Here is a 16,213-nt window from a genome sequence, read left to right on the forward strand (position 1 = left end):
TTTTATAGTTTTATATTACTGATTTATTATTACGAATCTGATTTTATTATAGCATTTTTATTTATTTCTGTGTAATTTTATTCTTATTATTGTATAATTTATATTAGAAATGTTAAGGGAAGGAAGGGATAAAGTGAAGGCATTATTTACATATGATTATGGCAAAGAAAAAATGAAAGCCATTAGGGACTTAGGCTATGAAATCATGATTCAAAAGGAGGATGAGGCTGTAGTTACAGAAGATATAGAAGATGCTGAAATCTTAGTTTGCTATAATCCTTTTGATACATTAGATATATCTAAACTATCCAAGTTAAAATGGATACAGTTATCCAGTATTGGAATCGACCAGGTTCCTCTAGAGATCGTTAAGGAAAGGGGAATAACCCTTACCAATAATCGTGGGGGATATAGTATTCCCATGGGTGAATGGATTGTCCTTAAGATGCTAGAAATCTATAAAAATAGCTATGGATTCTTCAAACTACAACAACAAAAACGATGGAAGCTAGATAAATCGTTACTAGAGCTCTCTGGAAAGAAGGTTCTTTTTATTGGTACTGGTACAATTGCTCAAGAGGCTGCCAAAAGGCTGCAGGGCTTTGATATGGATATTATGGGTATCAACACTAGGGGCCGTAATACAGAATACTTTCATCAGTGCTATGGAATAGATGTCTTAGAAGAAATTATCCCAATGGCGGATATTGTAGTTCTGACAATACCCCATACAGAAAAGACCCACCATCTTATAAACATTAATAGACTTAAGAATATGAAAAGGGACGCACTACTAATCAATGTAAGCAGAGGTAGCATTATTGATGAAGGAGCTTTAATAAATCATCTGAGAGAAGGAAATCTTATGGGTGTGGCCCTAGATGTATTTGAAGAGGAACCCTTACCAATAGAGAGTCCTTTATGGGAAATGGATAGGGTATATACCACACCCCATAATTCATGGATTTCGGAGATGCGGAATGAAAGGAAAATAAAAATGATAATGGAAAATATGCGAAGATATAGAAGGGGTGAAGAATTAATCAACAAAATAGACATTAAAAGGGGTTATTAGCCAGATTCCTTTACAAATCAGGTATAAAGCAGGAATTTCCCTCATATAAATGCAGTAACAAGGGGTTTATTCATATAAAAGGAGGGAACCATATTGTTAACTTGGATTTCTTTAATACTTGTTCTAGTAGGAGCCATTAACTGGGGATTAGTTGGCTTGTTTGACTTTGATATTGTGGCAGCATTATTCAGAGGAAGAAGAACTCCCTTTAGTCAGCTTATTTACATATTAATAGGATTATCGGGATTATACACTATACTAATGTTATTTTTAAGATGATAGCTTGAAAAAGAATTATTAGCATTGGTAAAGGGCAGAGGAGAATCCCTCTGCTTTTTATCGTGACAATAAAATTAACAAATGAGGGGATGAAGAGAATGGCAAGAATAAAGCCTGTTGAATTAAGCGTAGCCAATGATGAGGCAAAAAAAATATTTGATGAATTTATGGAGCAACGGGGTAATGTACCCAACATGTTTAGAACCCTTGCTCATCGACCACAATTATTGGAAACAGCCTATACCCATTTTAAAACAATACTATCTACAGGAACAGTGGATATTAAGCTAAAGGAGATTTTAGCCGTAAGGGTTTCTGTTATGAATGAATGTGCCTACTGACTTTCCTCCCATACTGCTTTGGCAAAGCGGTTTGGCGTATCAGAGGAATCCATTAAAGCTCTATTGGAGGGTTTAAAAAATCCTCAAATCTTCTCTGAAAGGGAGCTGGTGGCTTTAGAATTTGCAGAAACCATGTCAGAAAATCGAAAGATGACGGATGAACTATGGAGTAAACTTAAAGAACACTTCGATGATGGAGAAGTAATTGAAATAGCCTGTGTGGTGGGGGTTTTTAATTATTTTAATAGGTTTAATAATGTACTTGATGTTGATATCACCAAATAATATAAGAAATCTAGTACATTAATAATTAAAAACAGAAATAATGGCATTCCCTCTATGTCTCTATAGGATGGGGTGCTGTTTTTTCTTCTATAATTCTTTAACCAAAGAAAATCCTCCTCATATAATATAATAAGTGTAAAGAAAGGAGGATTCAATTGAATAATCATTATTCTTATCATATTTCACCAGCTCAATTTCCGCCTCCACCAAAATGCCCTGGTGGAACCATATATACAGTAAGACCTGGAGATACAATGTTTCGAATAGCCAATGAATATGGCATTCAACTAAATCAGTTAATTGCTGCTAATCCACAGGTTACAAACCCTAACATCATATCACCTGGACAAGAATTATGCATACCTATAGAAATAACCCCTACCCCTCCACCCACCGAATTCTGCCCAAATGGCACCATCTACATTGCCCAACAAGGAGATACCCTATTCTTAATATCTAGAAGGTATGGCATCACAGTTCAGAAGTTAATAGAGGCCAATCCACAAATTCCCGATCCCAATATATTAGAGGTTGGACAACGGGTTTGTATTCCTATACCGGATTTACCTATACCTAATGGAGCTTGTAAAGCAGAGCTCATGCCTATCTATAGGGGAGTTTTAGGGGGAACAGCCTTTGTGGATGTTGGTACACCTACATTATGGATTGCAACCTTTGGTTTGCCTGCACCTGCAATTGTTAATCCCCAATTTAGTGTTTATGTTGCTTGGGTGTATAATCCTACAGCAGGAAGCTATGTGAAGACAAGGCTTATTCCCACTGATGCACCAGGTATTGAGGTGGGTTATAAGGCCTTTGAGGAGTTAATTACCTTCGAGGGCTTTACAGAAATCATTGTAACGGCTGAACCAGCTGCAATACCTAATGCACCATCGGGAACTGTGTTTCTGAAGGGCAAAATAGTGTGTTAGAATACATTCCTTTAGCAGTAGCTATCAAAAAAAACATAAAAACACAGTTTAAAGGCATCTCTAGGAGGTGTCTTTATTTTTCATTGAAAAAATCTGGATTAGATAAAATATGAGTTAGCCACCTTCAGACAAATTCTCGTTAAAACATGATAAATTTATAGTATAATAAATTAGATGCTAATGATTATTACATAGATAGGAGAGGACTTGATAAAATGGACCTTAGTAAAAGAAAATGGAGTATATGGACTACCCTTGTTATTGCTTTTATTACAGTTTTCTTTCATAGAATGGCCATAAGTGTAATGGCAGATGATCTAATAAGAGACCTTAATTTAACAGGTAAAACCTTAGGAAATTTAACATCGATGAATTTTTATGCCTATGCCCTAATGCAAATTCCCGTTGGGATAATGGTAGATACCATTGGTGTAAGAAAAATATCCTCATTGGGAATGCTAATTACAGGAATTGGTTCCATCCTATTTGGTTTCTCATCAACCATATCAATGGCCTATATAGCTCGGTTTATGGTGGGTTTAGGAACATCGGTAATTATTGTTTCTATCATAAAGGTGCAAACCATATGGTTTAGAAGGGAGCAGTTTTCAACCCTTAGTGGATTTACTTCCTTATCCGGGAATCTAGGAGCTCTATTGGCCACCTTTCCTTTGGCTTATTTAGTTATGGGGGTGGGCTGGAGAAAAAGCTTTCAACTAATGGGGGTTATGTCCTTAATCATGGCCTTAGCTATTTGGTTGATTGTAAAGGAAAAGCCGGATGGGGAGGCTGATAAGAAAAAAGCCTTTAGCTTTGAGTCTATTACCAACGGATTAAAAACTGTAATAACCAATCCCTATACCTGGCCACCCTTTGCAATTATGTTTTTAATGGTGGGGTCAATGACTGCAATACTTGGCCTTTGGGGGGTACCCTATCTAATGCATGTATATGATATGTCCAAGGCTCAAGCCGCAGGTAATCTATCATTAGTTGCCATTGGATTTATGCTTGGAGGACCAATGGTTGGATATCTTTCTGATTTTCTTAAGGGAGAGATCAAGAGAATTTTGTTTGCCGCAACAGGTCTATTTACCTTCATATGGGCCTTTATCGCTATGGCAGGTGGAAAACCCAATGCTGTTTATCTTCCCATTATTTTTTTTATGCTGGGAGTTACAACTATTTGTCATATCTTAGCCTTTACCAATGTTAAAGATGTAAACCCTGATTCTTTAACAGGAAGTGCAGCCGCCATAATCAATGTAGGAGAGTTTGTTGGGGGATCCCTCCTGAGCTTTCTTATAGGTGTTTTCTTAGATTACGGTTGGGGAGGCACTATACAGAATGGAACAAGAATCTATAGTGTAGATCAATATCAAAAAGTTTTTATTGCAATAGCTATTATAGGTTTTTTCAGTATGATTTCAACCCTACTAATGAAGGGAAAGGAAAAGAAGGTGAATATCATTCATGAAGAAGGAAGTCTTACCCTATAGAGTATATTCTGATTATCTAAGGGAGAAGTATGGAGAAAAAGTATATAAACTACCGGTTAATCTGCCAGTAACCTGTCCCAACAGAGATGGTAGGTTAGGAGTGGGTGGGTGTACCTTTTGTGGAGAGATTGGTACGGGATTCGAGAATCTCCCCAGCAGCTTCTCTGTTAAAAAACAGCTTCAAGAGAATATGGAGTATATCAGTAAAAAATACAATGCTAAAAAGTTTATCGCATATTTTCAAAACTATAGCAATACCTATCTAGAGGTTAATACCTTTAAAGGCCTAATGGAGGAGGCAACCTTGGAGGATATTGTAGAATTATGCATATCAACCCGCCCAGATTGTATTACAAGGGAGCATCTTCAAGTATTAAGGGAAATATCCATCAGAAGAGGTGTTGAAATTTCCATAGAGCTAGGTCTTCAAACGGTAAATTATCAGACTTTAAAGAAGATTAACAGAGGTCATACCTTGGCTGAATTTATAGATGCAGTTATGGCCATCAAGGAATTTAACTTTGAAATATGTGCCCATCTTATATTAAACCTTCCATGGGATAATATGGAGGATGTTTTGGAGAATGCAAAGATTATGTCTGCCCTTGGCCTTCATCAAGTCAAGCTTCATGGTCTCTATATTATGAAGGATACTGTAATGGGAAAGGAATATGAAGAAGGGAAGTTTGAGATTATTTCTTTAGATGAATACAAGGAAAGGGTTATATCCTTTTTGGAATACTTAAGCCCCAGCATAGTAGTACAAAGGATTATTGGGAGAGCTCCAGAAGAAAATGCCCTCTTTGTAAACTGGAACACCAGCTGGTGGAAAATACGGGATGAGATCCATGAAAAAATGCTAACTGAAAACCGATATCAAGGAAAAAAAGCAAATTATTTGTCGGGAAAAGCATTAAAATAAATTTTATTGGCAGGAAAAATTCAGAATATATAGAAATATATATAAAAGCATAAAAATCCGTTTATTAGGGGGAATTCATTATGATAAAGCTCTTTGTAGGAAAAAAAGGAAGCGGAAAAACAAAGCATTTGATTGATTCTGCCAATGATTCAGTAAAAAAGGTTAAGGGACACGTTGTTTATATTGATTATGATAATAGCCATATGTTCCAAATTGATTATCGAGTTCGGTTTATAAGCACCAAAGAGTATAATATCAGTAGAGAAGAAGAGTTTTATGGATTTTTATGTGGCATAATAGCTTCAAATTATGATATCGAAGCAATCTATATAGATGGATTATATAATATAGTTCAAAAAGATATGAATCTATTGGAAAGCTTCTTTAAAAAATTAGATTCCATAGAGTTAAAATACAATGTAAGTTTTAATATAGCTGTAACCACCCAGGATGGAGAGTTGCCTGAATACATGAAAAAATATGTTTTATCAAATATTGTGTAGTTACAAAATATAAGTAGCTCAATAGAGCTACTTATATTTTTATATGAAAAATGTTGTAACCTCCAGACTATTGAAAAGACTCTATTGATTTTGTTATTTCATTGAACTCAGGGAATCTTCCGGTGTCTTTTTTTGAGAAAATAAGATTTTCCTCTAATTTTACCTCAAAAACTCCACCCTCCGATGGATATAAAATTAAGGATTGTATCTTGTTTTTATAACTACTTAAAAGTTTTTCAGCCATTTCCATGGCCTTAGGTAGGTAGCCTCAACCAGTGCAATACTCAATGGATATTCTCATTTTTTCCATGTAATAAACTCCTTTCATTAATGTAAGGGCTCATAATATCGCTTCCTTCAAGGAAGCTACAACAATTCAACATTTAACATTCAACATTAGTTTCTCTTTGTATTAATCTACCCTTTATAGTACCTTTTTAACAGCGTAGATGTTTATTTTTATCGATTTTGGGAATCTTTATACTGTAGCTTATTGTTTATAGGCCTGTTCTTAAGTTTGATATGCAGCAATTAAGCTAAATAATTAAAAAGTATGTTATATATAGCAAATCTGTTATATAATATTAGTGGTTTATTTCTTAAATAAGGAGGATACATATTATGAAGGTAAAATTAGGTATTAATGGGTTTGGAAGAATCGGAAAAGCAGTTCTTAAAGCATCCTTTGAGAGGGATTTAAATGTGGAGGTTGTAGCTATCAATAGTACAAGTGGACCAGAAAAGCATGCCCACATTTTTAAATATGACTCTTTATACGGAAAAATCAACGAAGAAGTTAGGGCAACAGAGGATGCCTTAATAATTGGTGATAAAAGCATTAAATTCACTGCCCATCGAGATCCAGCAGAAATTCCCTGGAAGGACATGGGGGTAGATATCGTTATAGAATCTACAGGGCTATTCTTAACCACAGAATCAGCTTCAAAGCATCTTAAGGGTGGTGCAAAAAAGGTTATTCTCTCTGCACCAGCAAAGGGTGACGATGTTCCAACCTTCGTAATGGGAGTAAATGAAGGAGAATACAATAAAGACAACCATCACATCATCTCTAATGCTTCCTGCACAACCAACTGCTTGGCCCCTGTAGCTAAGGTTTTAGAAGAAAACTTTGGAATAGAAAGTGGTTTAATGACAACAGTACATGCTTATACAAATGATCAGAATATCTTAGATCTTCCCCATAAGGATTTAAGAAGAGCCAGAGCAGCAGCAGAATCCATTATCCCCACTTCAACTGGAGCTGCTAAGGCAGTAAGTAAGGTAATCCCTTCCCTTAAAGGCAAATTAAATGGTATGGCAATGAGGGTACCAATCCCAGTTGTATCCATAGTAGATTTTGTAGCTCAACTTAAAAAGGAAACAACTATAGAAGAAGTAAATAGATTAATGAAGGAAGCATCTGAGGGATCTATGGAAGGAGTTCTAGGCTATAGTGAAGAGCCTCTTGTATCTGCAGATTATAAAAAAGACCCAAGGTCCTCAATCCTAGATGCATTATCCACTATGATGGTAAATGATATAATGGTAAAGGTTGTTTCATGGTATGATAATGAATGGGGCTATTCCAATAGAATATTAGACTTAGCAGATTATGTAGGGAAAAAAGGATTTTAGGATATCATAATCAAAAAGGCTGCTGTACAATACCTACAGCAGTTTTTTACTGCGAAGAAACTTGGATGGTAAATGGGAATCTGGATTTTTTGGATATCAACTACCATAAAAGGTAGAATAAATGGTATAATAATAAAGGAAAATGTTGTATCCCAACCAAAATCAAGGTAGCGGGGTGAAATTATGAAAATTACAGATTGGAAGAAGTTTTTATTACCCTATGAAAATGCTGTGGAGGAGTTAAAGGTTAAATTTAAAAGCATTAGAAGCGAATTGTTAGCCCTCGGAGAATATTCCCCCATTGAATTTGTAACAGGTAGGATTAAGAAGGTCTCCAGCATACTAGAAAAGGCAAAAAAGCTTGAGGTAAATGAGGATGAAATTGATGAAAAAATCGAGGATATTGCTGGAATAAGAATTATGTGTCAGTTTGTTGAAGATATCTATACGGTTGTTGATTATATCAGAGAACGTGATGGCAGGGATATGGATATTTTTTATGAGAAGGATTACATAAATAACTATAAGGAAAGTGGATATCGAAGCTATCATGTTGTAATAAAGTATCCTATTCAAACTGCTATGGGGCCAAAGGTTATCCTGGCTGAGATTCAAATTAGAACTCTTGCGATGAATTTTTGGGGCACAATCGAACACTCTCTAAAATATAAATATAAGCATAATATTCCCCAGCATATTAATGAAAGACTAAAAAAAGCAGCAGATGCAGCTTTTCAATTGGACCAAGAGATGTCAGAGATCAGACATGAGATTAGGAATGCTCAAAAGATGTTTGAGGTAAAATCAAATGTTGTTTCTAGTCTCCTTAACAATATACAACTATTATATTCTGTAGGTAGAACCAATGAAGCCAACGAGTTTCATCATCAGTTTAATGTCCTTTGGGAGAAGGGCGATGTAAATGCTTTAAAAAAGCTTAGCCAAGAAATAAGTAGATACAGCGATAAATATCATGTTTTTGAGTAAAAGGAGATTTATATGGCATTATATGCAATAGCTGATTTGCATTTAAGTGGTAGTAGTCAAAAGCCAATGGATATATTCGGTAGCCATTGGTTTCTTCATCATGAGAAAATAAAAGAAAATTGGTTGGCCCATGTCACTGATGAGGATACAGTTTTAATAGCCGGAGATATTTCCTGGAGTATGAAGCTTAATGAAGCTATTGTAGATTTAGATTGGATAAATAACCTACCCGGGAGAAAAATATTGATAAGGGGTAATCATGATTATTGGTGGAGCTCAATATCTAAGCTAAATAGTCTATATGAAGAAATGCACTTTCTCCAAAATAATTTCTATACCTATCAGGATTATGGTATATGTGGCAGTAGAGGATGGATATGCCCCAATGATTACAAGTTTACAAAGGATGATGAAAAAATATATTTAAGGGAAATCAATCGTCTAAAATTCTCCCTTGAGGCAGCTAGAAAACACCACCATCAAAAGCTAATCGTAATGCTTCATTATCCACCAACCAATGACCTTCATGAGGCCTCCCTCTTTACTAGATTATTTGAAGAGTATGAGGTAGAAAAGGTTATCTATGGACATTTACATGGCGAAGAATCCTATCACGGAGGTCTTAAAGGGATCGTTAATCATGTTGAATATCATTTAGTTTCTTGTGATTACTTGGATTTTAAACTTAAAAAATTATTAGAATAGAAAGGCATGAAACCAATGAAAAAACAAAGCATTGCTAAGCTTCAACTATTCCTATCGGGATTAGAGGAGAGACTAAAGGATCATTTTTTGATCTTTAAGGACATAGACTTTTCCTGTACATCAGGTTTAAAGCCCTTTAAGGGAACAATTACACCTGAAGAGGAAGCCTTAATTCTTCGTTTTAATGGGGTTAAAAAGACTATACCCATAAATAAGCTTGTGGAGGAAATCTCGCAAATAGTTGAAGAATATGATGAAATTCAGCTTAGGTATCATGAAAGGGGTACCTCCATTATCATCGAGGGAGATCATAAGAATGTTAGAATTAAATATGAGGATCAGCAAACAACTGATGTAAATACAGATCATCATGGAACAGCTCAAATTGGAAGTCGTGATTATTTTATAAAGGTGGGTCCAGCCAATAGACTCCTTAAAGAAATCGGAATCCTGAGCAAAGAAGGTAAAGTTAAGAACGATATGATCAGAAAATATAATCAAATTGATCATTTTGTAGAGCTTATGGAGGGTGTTGTTCAGGAGCTTTCAGATTTGGATGAGATTGTGGTATTAGACTGTGGATGTGGTAAATCCTACCTAAGCTTTGTACTTAATTACTATATTACCGAGGTTTTAAAGAGAAAATCCTATTTTATCGGATTGGATTATTCCAAGGATGTAATTGAAGCATCTAAAAGGATGGCACATAATTTAGGTTATAAAAATATGGAGTTTCAGCAGGAGGATATAAAAAACTATATCCCCAATAAAGATATCCATTTAGTAATCAGTCTTCATGCCTGTGATACTGCAACAGACATGGCCTTAGCCCTGGGGATTAGAAGCAATGCTAAAGCAATGATTTCTGTTCCCTGCTGTCAAAAAGAAATATTAAATCAATATAGCCTTCCGCCCCTTCAATCAATAACAAAGCACGGGATTTTAAAGGCAAGGCTGGCGGACATTCTAACGGATGGTTTAAGGGCTCAAATACTAGAGGCAAAGGGCTATAGGGTATCATTGGTAGAATATATATCTCCCCTGGAGACTCCTAAAAACCTACTTTTAAGGGCTGTAAAAATAAATAATGGTAATAAAGGGGCAATGGAGGAATATCAACAGCTGAAAAAGCTTTTAAATGTAAATCCAACCCTTGAAAAGCTAATATACTAAATAAGAAAGGATTGCTGAAGTTTAGCAATCCTTTGCTATTTAAGATTTTATCTATTAGCTAGATTATCAATCTATATATTTTCTATTTTAAGGCTTTTTCTATATTTATAGCTCAATCTGACTCCCTTGATGAATTCTTCTTATAAAGAGGATGCTGGCACTAATAATGATAATGCTACTGACAATCAATGGTGAATAAACCTCATTATAATTATATTCTGCCACCTTATAGCCTGCTAGTAAGCTCATAAAAAATAGAGCTAAAAGCAATCCTAAATAAAGACTAATCCCTTTATAGCCAGTATTGGAAATGCAGTAAAAGCTGGTGGATAATATGATGCTGAAGGCTACAGCTGAGAATATTACTGGGATGATAATAAAGGATGTTTCTTTAAGGATTGTGATGAGGCTTAGATTTAAGGCCAATAATAGCATTCCTATACATAGTGACTTGGCATCACCAATATACTTAGATATATATGCTATTTCAGAAGAAAAGGATATTAGCATAGTAAACAAAAATAAGTAAAAGGGCAACCCTGTTAGAGATTGTTGAGAAATAGATAAGTTGTTAAAGGTATAAAGGAAAACCCCTAAGGTAAGGCTTGCAATTATACTACCAAGAAAGCCATTCAGAATATTGGATATATTAGATGTTTGAGCAATACTAGTCTTAATTTTGCTTGTTTCCATATGGTTATTGATATATCTACTTAATATAGCTACCAGAGTTCCGGTAAATACAGTTACAAAGATGCTTATGAATATAAGCCACTGAGAGTTCCCTTCAATGATAGACTCTCTAACAGGTATAAGAAATATCGAGGCCACTATAAGGGCTTTATATAATAGCCCTATAAAATCTTGAAAGGATGAAAATAAGCAGTAAAGGCTAGAGGTAAAGGCCAAAGAAAGGGCTACACCATGAAGAACCCTTAAGGTGATTAACTGATTTAACTCTACTGCATAAGTATATCCTCCAAGGGAAAGGAAAGCGCAAAGGAAACCACCTACCATTAGCCAAAGGGGTTTCAGCTTTAATAATAGTAAACCTGCTAAGAAACTGCCAACTCCCAAGGCTAGGATAAAGATTAAAGAAAAATCCCCAGTGAATAGGCTATCGCGAAATGCGCCAACTGAAATAGGCCAGTTAAGAAGAAAAATCATGTTTACATAAGCTGTTAAAATAGCTAGAATCAATAAGGATTTATTTAATAGCTTCATAAAAATACCTCCAATTGGATAATATGTTAGTATTATCTCCATAGTTTCACAAAAAATTCCATAAGAAAAAGTACTCAAGGATGAGTACTTTTCTTATTACTTATAAGATTATTATGTACTTGTGATTTAAATTGTATTACTGCTACCTAATACATTAGCGATCTTATGTCTTACCATAGACTTTATAGCTTCTCTACCGGCTCCTAAATACTTTCTAGGATCGAAGTTCTTCGGATCCTCTGTCAAGGATTTTCTAATGGCAGCTGTCATAGCTAAACGAAGGTCGGTATCAATATTGATTTTACATACACCAAAGCTGGCAGCCCTTCTTAGCATTTCTTCAGGAACTCCTTTAGCACCAGGGATGTTTCCACCATAAGTATTGCATAATTCAACAAATTCCGGTAGTACTGTTGATGCTCCATGAAGTACCAAGGGGAATCCATCTAATAGCTGTGTGATCTTTTCCAATCTTTCATAGTCTAGGTTGGGCTCTCCTTTAAACTTATAGGCCCCATGACTGGTGCCAATGGCTATAGCTAAGGAATCTACCCCTGTTCTTTTAACAAATTCAACGGCTTGATTTGGGTCGGTAAAGGTTGCATCCTTTTCGCTCACATTAACAGCATCTTCGATACCAGCAAGCCTACCAAGCTCAGCCTCCACTACTACTCCTCTAGCATGGGCGTACTCCACAACCCTCTTGGTAATTTCAATATTTTCTTCAAAGGGGTGATGGGATGCATCGATCATAACTGAAGTAAAACCATCATCAATACACTGCTTACAGATTTCGAAATCTTCACCATGGTCCAGATGCAATACTATGGGAAGGTCAGTATCCATTATTGCAGCCTCAACAAGTTTCTTTAAATAGGCAGGCTTAGCATATTTTCTAGCTCCCGCTGAAACCTGTAGTATTAAAGGGGATTTTTCCTCCTTAGCCGCATCAACAATCCCTTGAATGATCTCCATATTGTTCACATTAAATGCTCCAATGGCATATTTACCATCATAGGCCTTATTAAAGATCTCTTTACTAGTTACCAAAGGCATATTACTACCTCCTATACTTTTATTCTATCCTATAAATTTTACCACACATGGGTAAAATGCGTCAACGTAGACATATTTTGGCCCGCTTATATATTTTATTTTTCTTTTTTGACTATTATTTATCATTTGCTAATATGTTATAATATAACCTATTACTAGAAAACTTTTTCATTTATAAATGAATTTTCAAAATAGTTGTCTTAATTATCAATTCTTACTAGGAATTTTATCAAAAATAAAGTAAAATAATATAAAGAAGGAAGTGTAATAAAGTGGGGTGATAAAATGAGTAAAGTTAAGGCCCAAATACCAAATATGTTTACATTTCTGAATCTAACCTTAGGAATATTAGCAATTATAAGTATTTTAGGAGAAGCCTATAGGCTTTCTGCACTATTAATTTTGGTGGCTGCCTTTATGGATAGGTTTGATGGTAAGCTAGCAAGGAAGTTTGATGCTGAAAGTGATTTTGGTAAAGAGCTAGATTCGCTATGTGATTTAATTTCCTTTGGAGTAGCACCTGCAATACTAATATGGAGCTTTCATTTGGCTTCAGTGGGAGTTATTGGACTTGTAATTATTGTTTTATTTGCAATATCAGGAGCGTATCGTTTGGCTAAGTTCAATATTATAGAGTTCGAAGGGGTATATTTGGGAATACCCATTACCCTATGCGGTGGGATTGTTGCTTTAATATCCTTATATGCAAGCCAATACCCCACCAGTGTATACTTTACGGGCATAACGATGCTTTTTCTATCCTACGCCATGATCAGTAAAAGAATTAAGCTAAAGAAAAGATAACAAGGCTCCCCTAAAAAGGAGTTTTTTCTTTTATTTTAACAAATTTCCTATTGTGTATGATTTGATGTTTTGGAGTAAAAGATATATAATCAAGGAAATTAAGGTGCTTAATAAGACAAAATATAGAATAGGGTGTTACAAGTGAAATACAGCTTTAGGGATAACATATTTGACCGGTTCTTTAAAGAGAGGGAAGGCTTAATACAGCAGTTTAAAAAGGGTGACATATCAAAAAAAGAGTATATTGAAGAGGGCTATTACTCATTACAACGCATGAATATTAAGCCCTTTAAACGTATTGACAGCTTTGAAAAGGCCATTTATAATTATCAATACTATAATACCATGGCAAAGTTCTATTATTTAAGGGTCCAAGAGATTAAGAAATACGGCAAGCACCCAGAAGAAATAAAGGATATGCTAAAGCGGGTGGATGATTTTTATTATAAAAAGGATCAAGCCACATTAAAGGCTGTGGAAATGAAGGAATATTATGATGTTGAAGTCTACTATATTCAAGTTACCTCTCAATACTTGAAAAGAAAGCTCTACGAGATTGTTTTTAAAGATCACCCTGAGGTAATCCTTCATTCAACCAGCCAATGGCTATTAAATAAATTCAAAGAAGAAGGCATTTTTAGTGAAGGGGTCAGAAGGTCGCTAATAGCAAACTATGTAAATGAAAAATACTAAGTTGGAGGGAATCATATGCCACAAATTAAGGTTAGGGGAATATCCCCGGAAAAGCTTTGTAAGATCGATCAGAATCTGATAGATGAACTAGTTGAAATTGTCCAATGTCCAAGAGATTATTTTCAATTAGAGTACATACAATCCCTTGCCATTAGAGACGGAAATATTGAAGAGGCATATCCCTTTGTGGAGGTTGCATGGTTTGATAGGGGTTTAGAGGTGCAGGATCAAGTAGCTAAGACCATCACAAAATATATGAGACATTTGAGTGAGGAGTCGGTGGAAGTAGCCTTTATCCTCTTCGATAAAAGAAGCTATTACGAAGATGGAGAGCGTTTCTAGGAGGCTGATACCTATGGCAAAAACCATGAGACTGGATAAAATGTTATCCCATATGGGCTATGGAAGTAGAAGGGATATAAAAAAACTATGCAAAGATGGACTGGTAATGGTAGATGGTAAAGCTATTAAAGATAGCAGTATTCATATTGATTTAAATAACCAAAGGGTTTGGGTGGGGGATGAAGAAGTAATCTACAAAGAGTTTGTATATCTAATGCTAAATAAGCCCCCTGGAGTAATTTCAGCCACAGAGGATAACCATCACAAAACCGTAATAGATTTATTGACAGCAGAACATAGGTCCTTTAATCCATTTCCAGTGGGAAGGCTTGATATAGATACCGAGGGCTTATTGCTTCTTACAAATGATGGCCAAACAGCCCATAAACTATTGGCCCCCAAAAAACATGTAGATAAAACCTACTTTGCAAGGATATCAGGCTTGATTGGGGATGAAGCCATCGAGGCCTTTAAAGAAGGAGTAACTTTAGAGGATGGCTATAAAACCCTACCGGCAGAGCTTAAGATACAATCTAAGGGTGAAGAATCAGAAATCTATGTCACAATTGTTGAGGGAAAATTCCATCAGGTTAAAAGAATGTTTGAAGCGATAGGCCATAAGGTAACCTATCTTAAACGGATTAGGATGGGGGGCCTTGTGTTGGATGAAGGACTGAAATTAGGGGAGTATAGGGAGCTATCGGAGGATGAGCTTCAACAATTATTTCAGTAGGTAGAATGTTGGATTTAGTACCCGAAGGGGTATAATTATATATAAACATCTTATTTTACTAGGAGGGGTGTTCAATGTATAAAATCGTAACTGCTGAAAAATTTCTATGGGAAGGTCTAAATTTAGATGGAAAGCAAGTTTTGGAAGGAGGCACCAGTTGGGGAAATACCATTGATTTAATTGCCAGTAAGGTAAGGGAGAATGGCTGGAAAACCAACTTGATTTCAGTGGACATTGATGATAGTCACTTTAATGAAATTGAGAATCGTGTAAAGGGCACCTTCCAGGATTTGAGTCTTAGAAAAGCCGATTTAAGTGATTTGAGCTTTGTTTCCTCTGAAACCATTGATATTATAATTTGTAATTATACCCTTGCTTCTGTCAACCAGTTTCCCTTAAGGGCAATTAAAGTTCTTAAGGAATTTTACAGGGTTTTAAAGGTAGGGGGTAAACTATTAATTACTGAGGAGATGCCTATTTGGTCGGTAGATAGCAACGAATATGAGTATTGGTCCAAGCGTCTAAGAATTATTAAGAGCATCAGTGTATTAAAGGCAATGGCCTATTTTAATGAAATACATCCTAAGGATTTAGAGGAGGCCTTAACAATTGTTGGCTTCAATCACCTGCAATGGCAGGAGTTTAAAGAGAAGATTGATGCAGAATTGGCAACAAGATTCCTTGATAAAAGGAAGCAAACCCTCATTAAAGGACGGGATGATATTCACAATCAACAGCTTACCAATGGCTTTGTAGAAGTGACGGAAAAGCTGATTAAGGAATTTGAAAATGCTAAGGAATTCAGCGCACCTGCTTATATAATGAAATGTATTAAATAGTCAAGACTATTAAAACTATAAGATTAAGTAAGGCATCCTCTAAAGGGATGTCTTTTTCAATGGTAAAAGTAAATAACCTTCATAGTGTATTATTTATGACAACCAATAATATTGCCTAGGAAATAATGTAAAATATTGTATTTTAATCACAAAATATAACAGGAAGGTTGAGTGAAAATGTAAATT

General features: G+C 35.4%; 20 protein-coding genes. 17 read left to right on the forward strand and 3 right to left on the reverse strand.

All coding sequences use genetic code 11. The features are described 5' to 3' along the window. Positions 1 to 133: 133 nt before the first annotated feature. The 8 genes from F8153_RS06955 to F8153_RS06990 all read left to right on the forward strand — a co-directional run bounded on the left by F8153_RS06955 (position 134) and on the right by F8153_RS06990 (position 5,836). Positions 134 to 1,075 (forward strand): phosphoglycerate dehydrogenase, encoded by a 942-nt coding sequence (locus F8153_RS06955; protein WP_330577760.1) that lies wholly within the window; start codon positions 134 to 136, stop codon positions 1,073 to 1,075. A 93-nt stretch (positions 1,076 to 1,168) separates the two neighbouring features. Then, the gene (locus F8153_RS06960; RefSeq protein ID WP_151865660.1) at positions 1,169 to 1,354 is read left to right on the forward strand and encodes a DUF378 domain-containing protein; all 186 of its coding nucleotides are present in this window, start codon (positions 1,169 to 1,171) and stop codon (positions 1,352 to 1,354) included. Between the two features lie 98 nt (positions 1,355 to 1,452). Further along, the gene (locus F8153_RS06965; protein ID WP_151865661.1) at positions 1,453 to 1,695 is read left to right on the forward strand and encodes a carboxymuconolactone decarboxylase family protein; all 243 of its coding nucleotides are present in this window, start codon (positions 1,453 to 1,455) and stop codon (positions 1,693 to 1,695) included. An 18-nt stretch (positions 1,696 to 1,713) separates the two neighbouring features. Beyond that, on the forward strand, positions 1,714 to 1,980 hold the full coding sequence (locus F8153_RS06970) for a carboxymuconolactone decarboxylase family protein (protein ID WP_151865662.1): 267 nt from the start codon (positions 1,714 to 1,716) through the stop codon (positions 1,978 to 1,980). Between the two features lie 155 nt (positions 1,981 to 2,135). Continuing rightward, positions 2,136 to 2,912 (forward strand): LysM peptidoglycan-binding domain-containing protein, encoded by a 777-nt coding sequence (locus F8153_RS06975; RefSeq protein ID WP_207707698.1) that lies wholly within the window; start codon positions 2,136 to 2,138, stop codon positions 2,910 to 2,912. Between the two features lie 215 nt (positions 2,913 to 3,127). Beyond that, complete coding sequence (locus tag F8153_RS06980) at positions 3,128 to 4,411, forward strand: MFS transporter (RefSeq protein WP_151865663.1); 1,284 nt, start codon at positions 3,128 to 3,130, stop codon at positions 4,409 to 4,411. After that, a complete protein-coding gene (locus tag F8153_RS06985; RefSeq protein WP_151865664.1) occupies positions 4,386 to 5,333 on the forward strand; it encodes a TIGR01212 family radical SAM protein in 948 nt (315 codons plus the stop codon). Before F8153_RS06980 ends, F8153_RS06985 begins: the two co-directional genes overlap by 26 nt. A gap of 80 nt (positions 5,334 to 5,413) precedes the next feature. After that, complete coding sequence (locus tag F8153_RS06990; protein ID WP_151865665.1) at positions 5,414 to 5,836, forward strand: hypothetical protein; 423 nt, start codon at positions 5,414 to 5,416, stop codon at positions 5,834 to 5,836. 67 nt (positions 5,837 to 5,903) lie between these two features. On the opposite strand, the gene F8153_RS06995 is transcribed toward F8153_RS06990, so the two are convergent. Beyond that, a complete protein-coding gene (locus tag F8153_RS06995; RefSeq protein ID WP_279237122.1) occupies positions 5,904 to 6,137 on the reverse strand; it encodes a SelT/SelW/SelH family (seleno)protein in 234 nt (77 codons plus the stop codon). Between the two features lie 320 nt (positions 6,138 to 6,457). On the opposite strand from F8153_RS06995, the gene gap reads away from it, so the two are divergent. From gap to F8153_RS07015, 4 genes are all read left to right on the forward strand, one after another. After that, a complete protein-coding gene (gene gap, locus F8153_RS07000; RefSeq protein ID WP_151865667.1) occupies positions 6,458 to 7,471 on the forward strand; it encodes a type I glyceraldehyde-3-phosphate dehydrogenase in 1,014 nt (337 codons plus the stop codon). A gap of 183 nt (positions 7,472 to 7,654) precedes the next feature. Further along, positions 7,655 to 8,458 (forward strand): GTP pyrophosphokinase, encoded by an 804-nt coding sequence (locus F8153_RS07005; RefSeq protein ID WP_151865668.1) that lies wholly within the window; start codon positions 7,655 to 7,657, stop codon positions 8,456 to 8,458. Between the two features lie 12 nt (positions 8,459 to 8,470). Beyond that, the gene (locus F8153_RS07010) at positions 8,471 to 9,163 is read left to right on the forward strand and encodes a metallophosphoesterase (RefSeq protein ID WP_151865669.1); all 693 of its coding nucleotides are present in this window, start codon (positions 8,471 to 8,473) and stop codon (positions 9,161 to 9,163) included. 15 nt (positions 9,164 to 9,178) lie between these two features. After that, the gene (locus F8153_RS07015) at positions 9,179 to 10,336 is read left to right on the forward strand and encodes a class I SAM-dependent methyltransferase (protein ID WP_151865670.1); all 1,158 of its coding nucleotides are present in this window, start codon (positions 9,179 to 9,181) and stop codon (positions 10,334 to 10,336) included. A gap of 105 nt (positions 10,337 to 10,441) precedes the next feature. Here the strand turns inward: F8153_RS07015 and F8153_RS07020 are convergent, their stop codons facing one another. Next, positions 10,442 to 11,560: a hypothetical protein gene (locus tag F8153_RS07020; RefSeq protein WP_151865671.1), complete on the reverse strand. Its 1,119-nt coding sequence runs from the start codon at positions 11,558 to 11,560 to the stop codon at positions 10,442 to 10,444. A 126-nt stretch (positions 11,561 to 11,686) separates the two neighbouring features. Beyond that, positions 11,687 to 12,616 carry a class II fructose-1,6-bisphosphate aldolase gene (fba, locus tag F8153_RS07025; RefSeq protein ID WP_151865672.1) on the reverse strand — a complete coding sequence of 310 codons (930 nt, stop codon included), beginning with the start codon at positions 12,614 to 12,616 and terminating at the stop codon, positions 11,687 to 11,689. Between the two features lie 285 nt (positions 12,617 to 12,901). On the opposite strand from fba, the gene pssA reads away from it, so the two are divergent. The 5 genes from pssA (at position 12,902) to F8153_RS07050 (ending at position 16,027) form a co-directional block, all read left to right on the forward strand. Next, the gene (pssA, locus tag F8153_RS07030) at positions 12,902 to 13,420 is read left to right on the forward strand and encodes a CDP-diacylglycerol--serine O-phosphatidyltransferase (RefSeq protein ID WP_151865673.1); all 519 of its coding nucleotides are present in this window, start codon (positions 12,902 to 12,904) and stop codon (positions 13,418 to 13,420) included. Positions 13,421 to 13,561: 141 nt separating this feature from the next. Then, complete coding sequence (locus F8153_RS07035) at positions 13,562 to 14,113, forward strand: DUF6648 family protein (RefSeq protein ID WP_151865674.1); 552 nt, start codon at positions 13,562 to 13,564, stop codon at positions 14,111 to 14,113. A 15-nt stretch (positions 14,114 to 14,128) separates the two neighbouring features. Further along, positions 14,129 to 14,455 carry a DUF1904 domain-containing protein gene (locus F8153_RS07040; protein WP_151865675.1) on the forward strand — a complete coding sequence of 109 codons (327 nt, stop codon included), beginning with the start codon at positions 14,129 to 14,131 and terminating at the stop codon, positions 14,453 to 14,455. A gap of 13 nt (positions 14,456 to 14,468) precedes the next feature. Then, positions 14,469 to 15,188 carry a pseudouridine synthase gene (locus tag F8153_RS07045; RefSeq protein ID WP_207707699.1) on the forward strand — a complete coding sequence of 240 codons (720 nt, stop codon included), beginning with the start codon at positions 14,469 to 14,471 and terminating at the stop codon, positions 15,186 to 15,188. A 74-nt stretch (positions 15,189 to 15,262) separates the two neighbouring features. Next, entirely contained in the window at positions 15,263 to 16,027 is a 765-nt protein-coding gene (locus F8153_RS07050; RefSeq protein ID WP_151865676.1) for a class I SAM-dependent methyltransferase, read from the forward strand. Positions 16,028 to 16,213 lie beyond the last annotated feature (186 nt).

Origin of the sequence: Alkaliphilus serpentinus (assembly GCF_009017255.1) — a bacterium.
Taxonomy (GTDB): domain Bacteria; phylum Bacillota; class Clostridia; order Peptostreptococcales; family Natronincolaceae; genus Alkaliphilus_D; species Alkaliphilus_D serpentinus.

Coding starts and splice junctions, on each gene's coding strand:
- F8153_RS06965 (WP_151865661.1), top strand. CDS start 1,453: ATGGCAAGAATAAAGCCTGTTGAATTAAGCGTAGCCAATGATGAGGCA.
- F8153_RS06980 (WP_151865663.1), top strand. CDS start 3,128: ATGGACCTTAGTAAAAGAAAATGGAGTATATGGACTACCCTTGTTATT.
- F8153_RS06985 (WP_151865664.1), top strand. CDS start 4,386: ATGAAGAAGGAAGTCTTACCCTATAGAGTATATTCTGATTATCTAAGG.
- F8153_RS06990 (WP_151865665.1), top strand. CDS start 5,414: ATGATAAAGCTCTTTGTAGGAAAAAAAGGAAGCGGAAAAACAAAGCAT.
- gap (WP_151865667.1), top strand. CDS start 6,458: ATGAAGGTAAAATTAGGTATTAATGGGTTTGGAAGAATCGGAAAAGCA.
- F8153_RS07005 (WP_151865668.1), top strand. CDS start 7,655: ATGAAAATTACAGATTGGAAGAAGTTTTTATTACCCTATGAAAATGCT.
- F8153_RS07010 (WP_151865669.1), top strand. CDS start 8,471: ATGGCATTATATGCAATAGCTGATTTGCATTTAAGTGGTAGTAGTCAA.
- F8153_RS07015 (WP_151865670.1), top strand. CDS start 9,179: ATGAAAAAACAAAGCATTGCTAAGCTTCAACTATTCCTATCGGGATTA.
- F8153_RS07020 (WP_151865671.1), bottom strand. CDS start 11,560: ATGAAGCTATTAAATAAATCCTTATTGATTCTAGCTATTTTAACAGCT.
- fba (WP_151865672.1), bottom strand. CDS start 12,616: ATGCCTTTGGTAACTAGTAAAGAGATCTTTAATAAGGCCTATGATGGT.
- pssA (WP_151865673.1), top strand. CDS start 12,902: ATGAGTAAAGTTAAGGCCCAAATACCAAATATGTTTACATTTCTGAAT.
- F8153_RS07040 (WP_151865675.1), top strand. CDS start 14,129: ATGCCACAAATTAAGGTTAGGGGAATATCCCCGGAAAAGCTTTGTAAG.
- F8153_RS07045 (WP_207707699.1), top strand. CDS start 14,469: ATGGCAAAAACCATGAGACTGGATAAAATGTTATCCCATATGGGCTAT.
- F8153_RS07050 (WP_151865676.1), top strand. CDS start 15,263: ATGTATAAAATCGTAACTGCTGAAAAATTTCTATGGGAAGGTCTAAAT.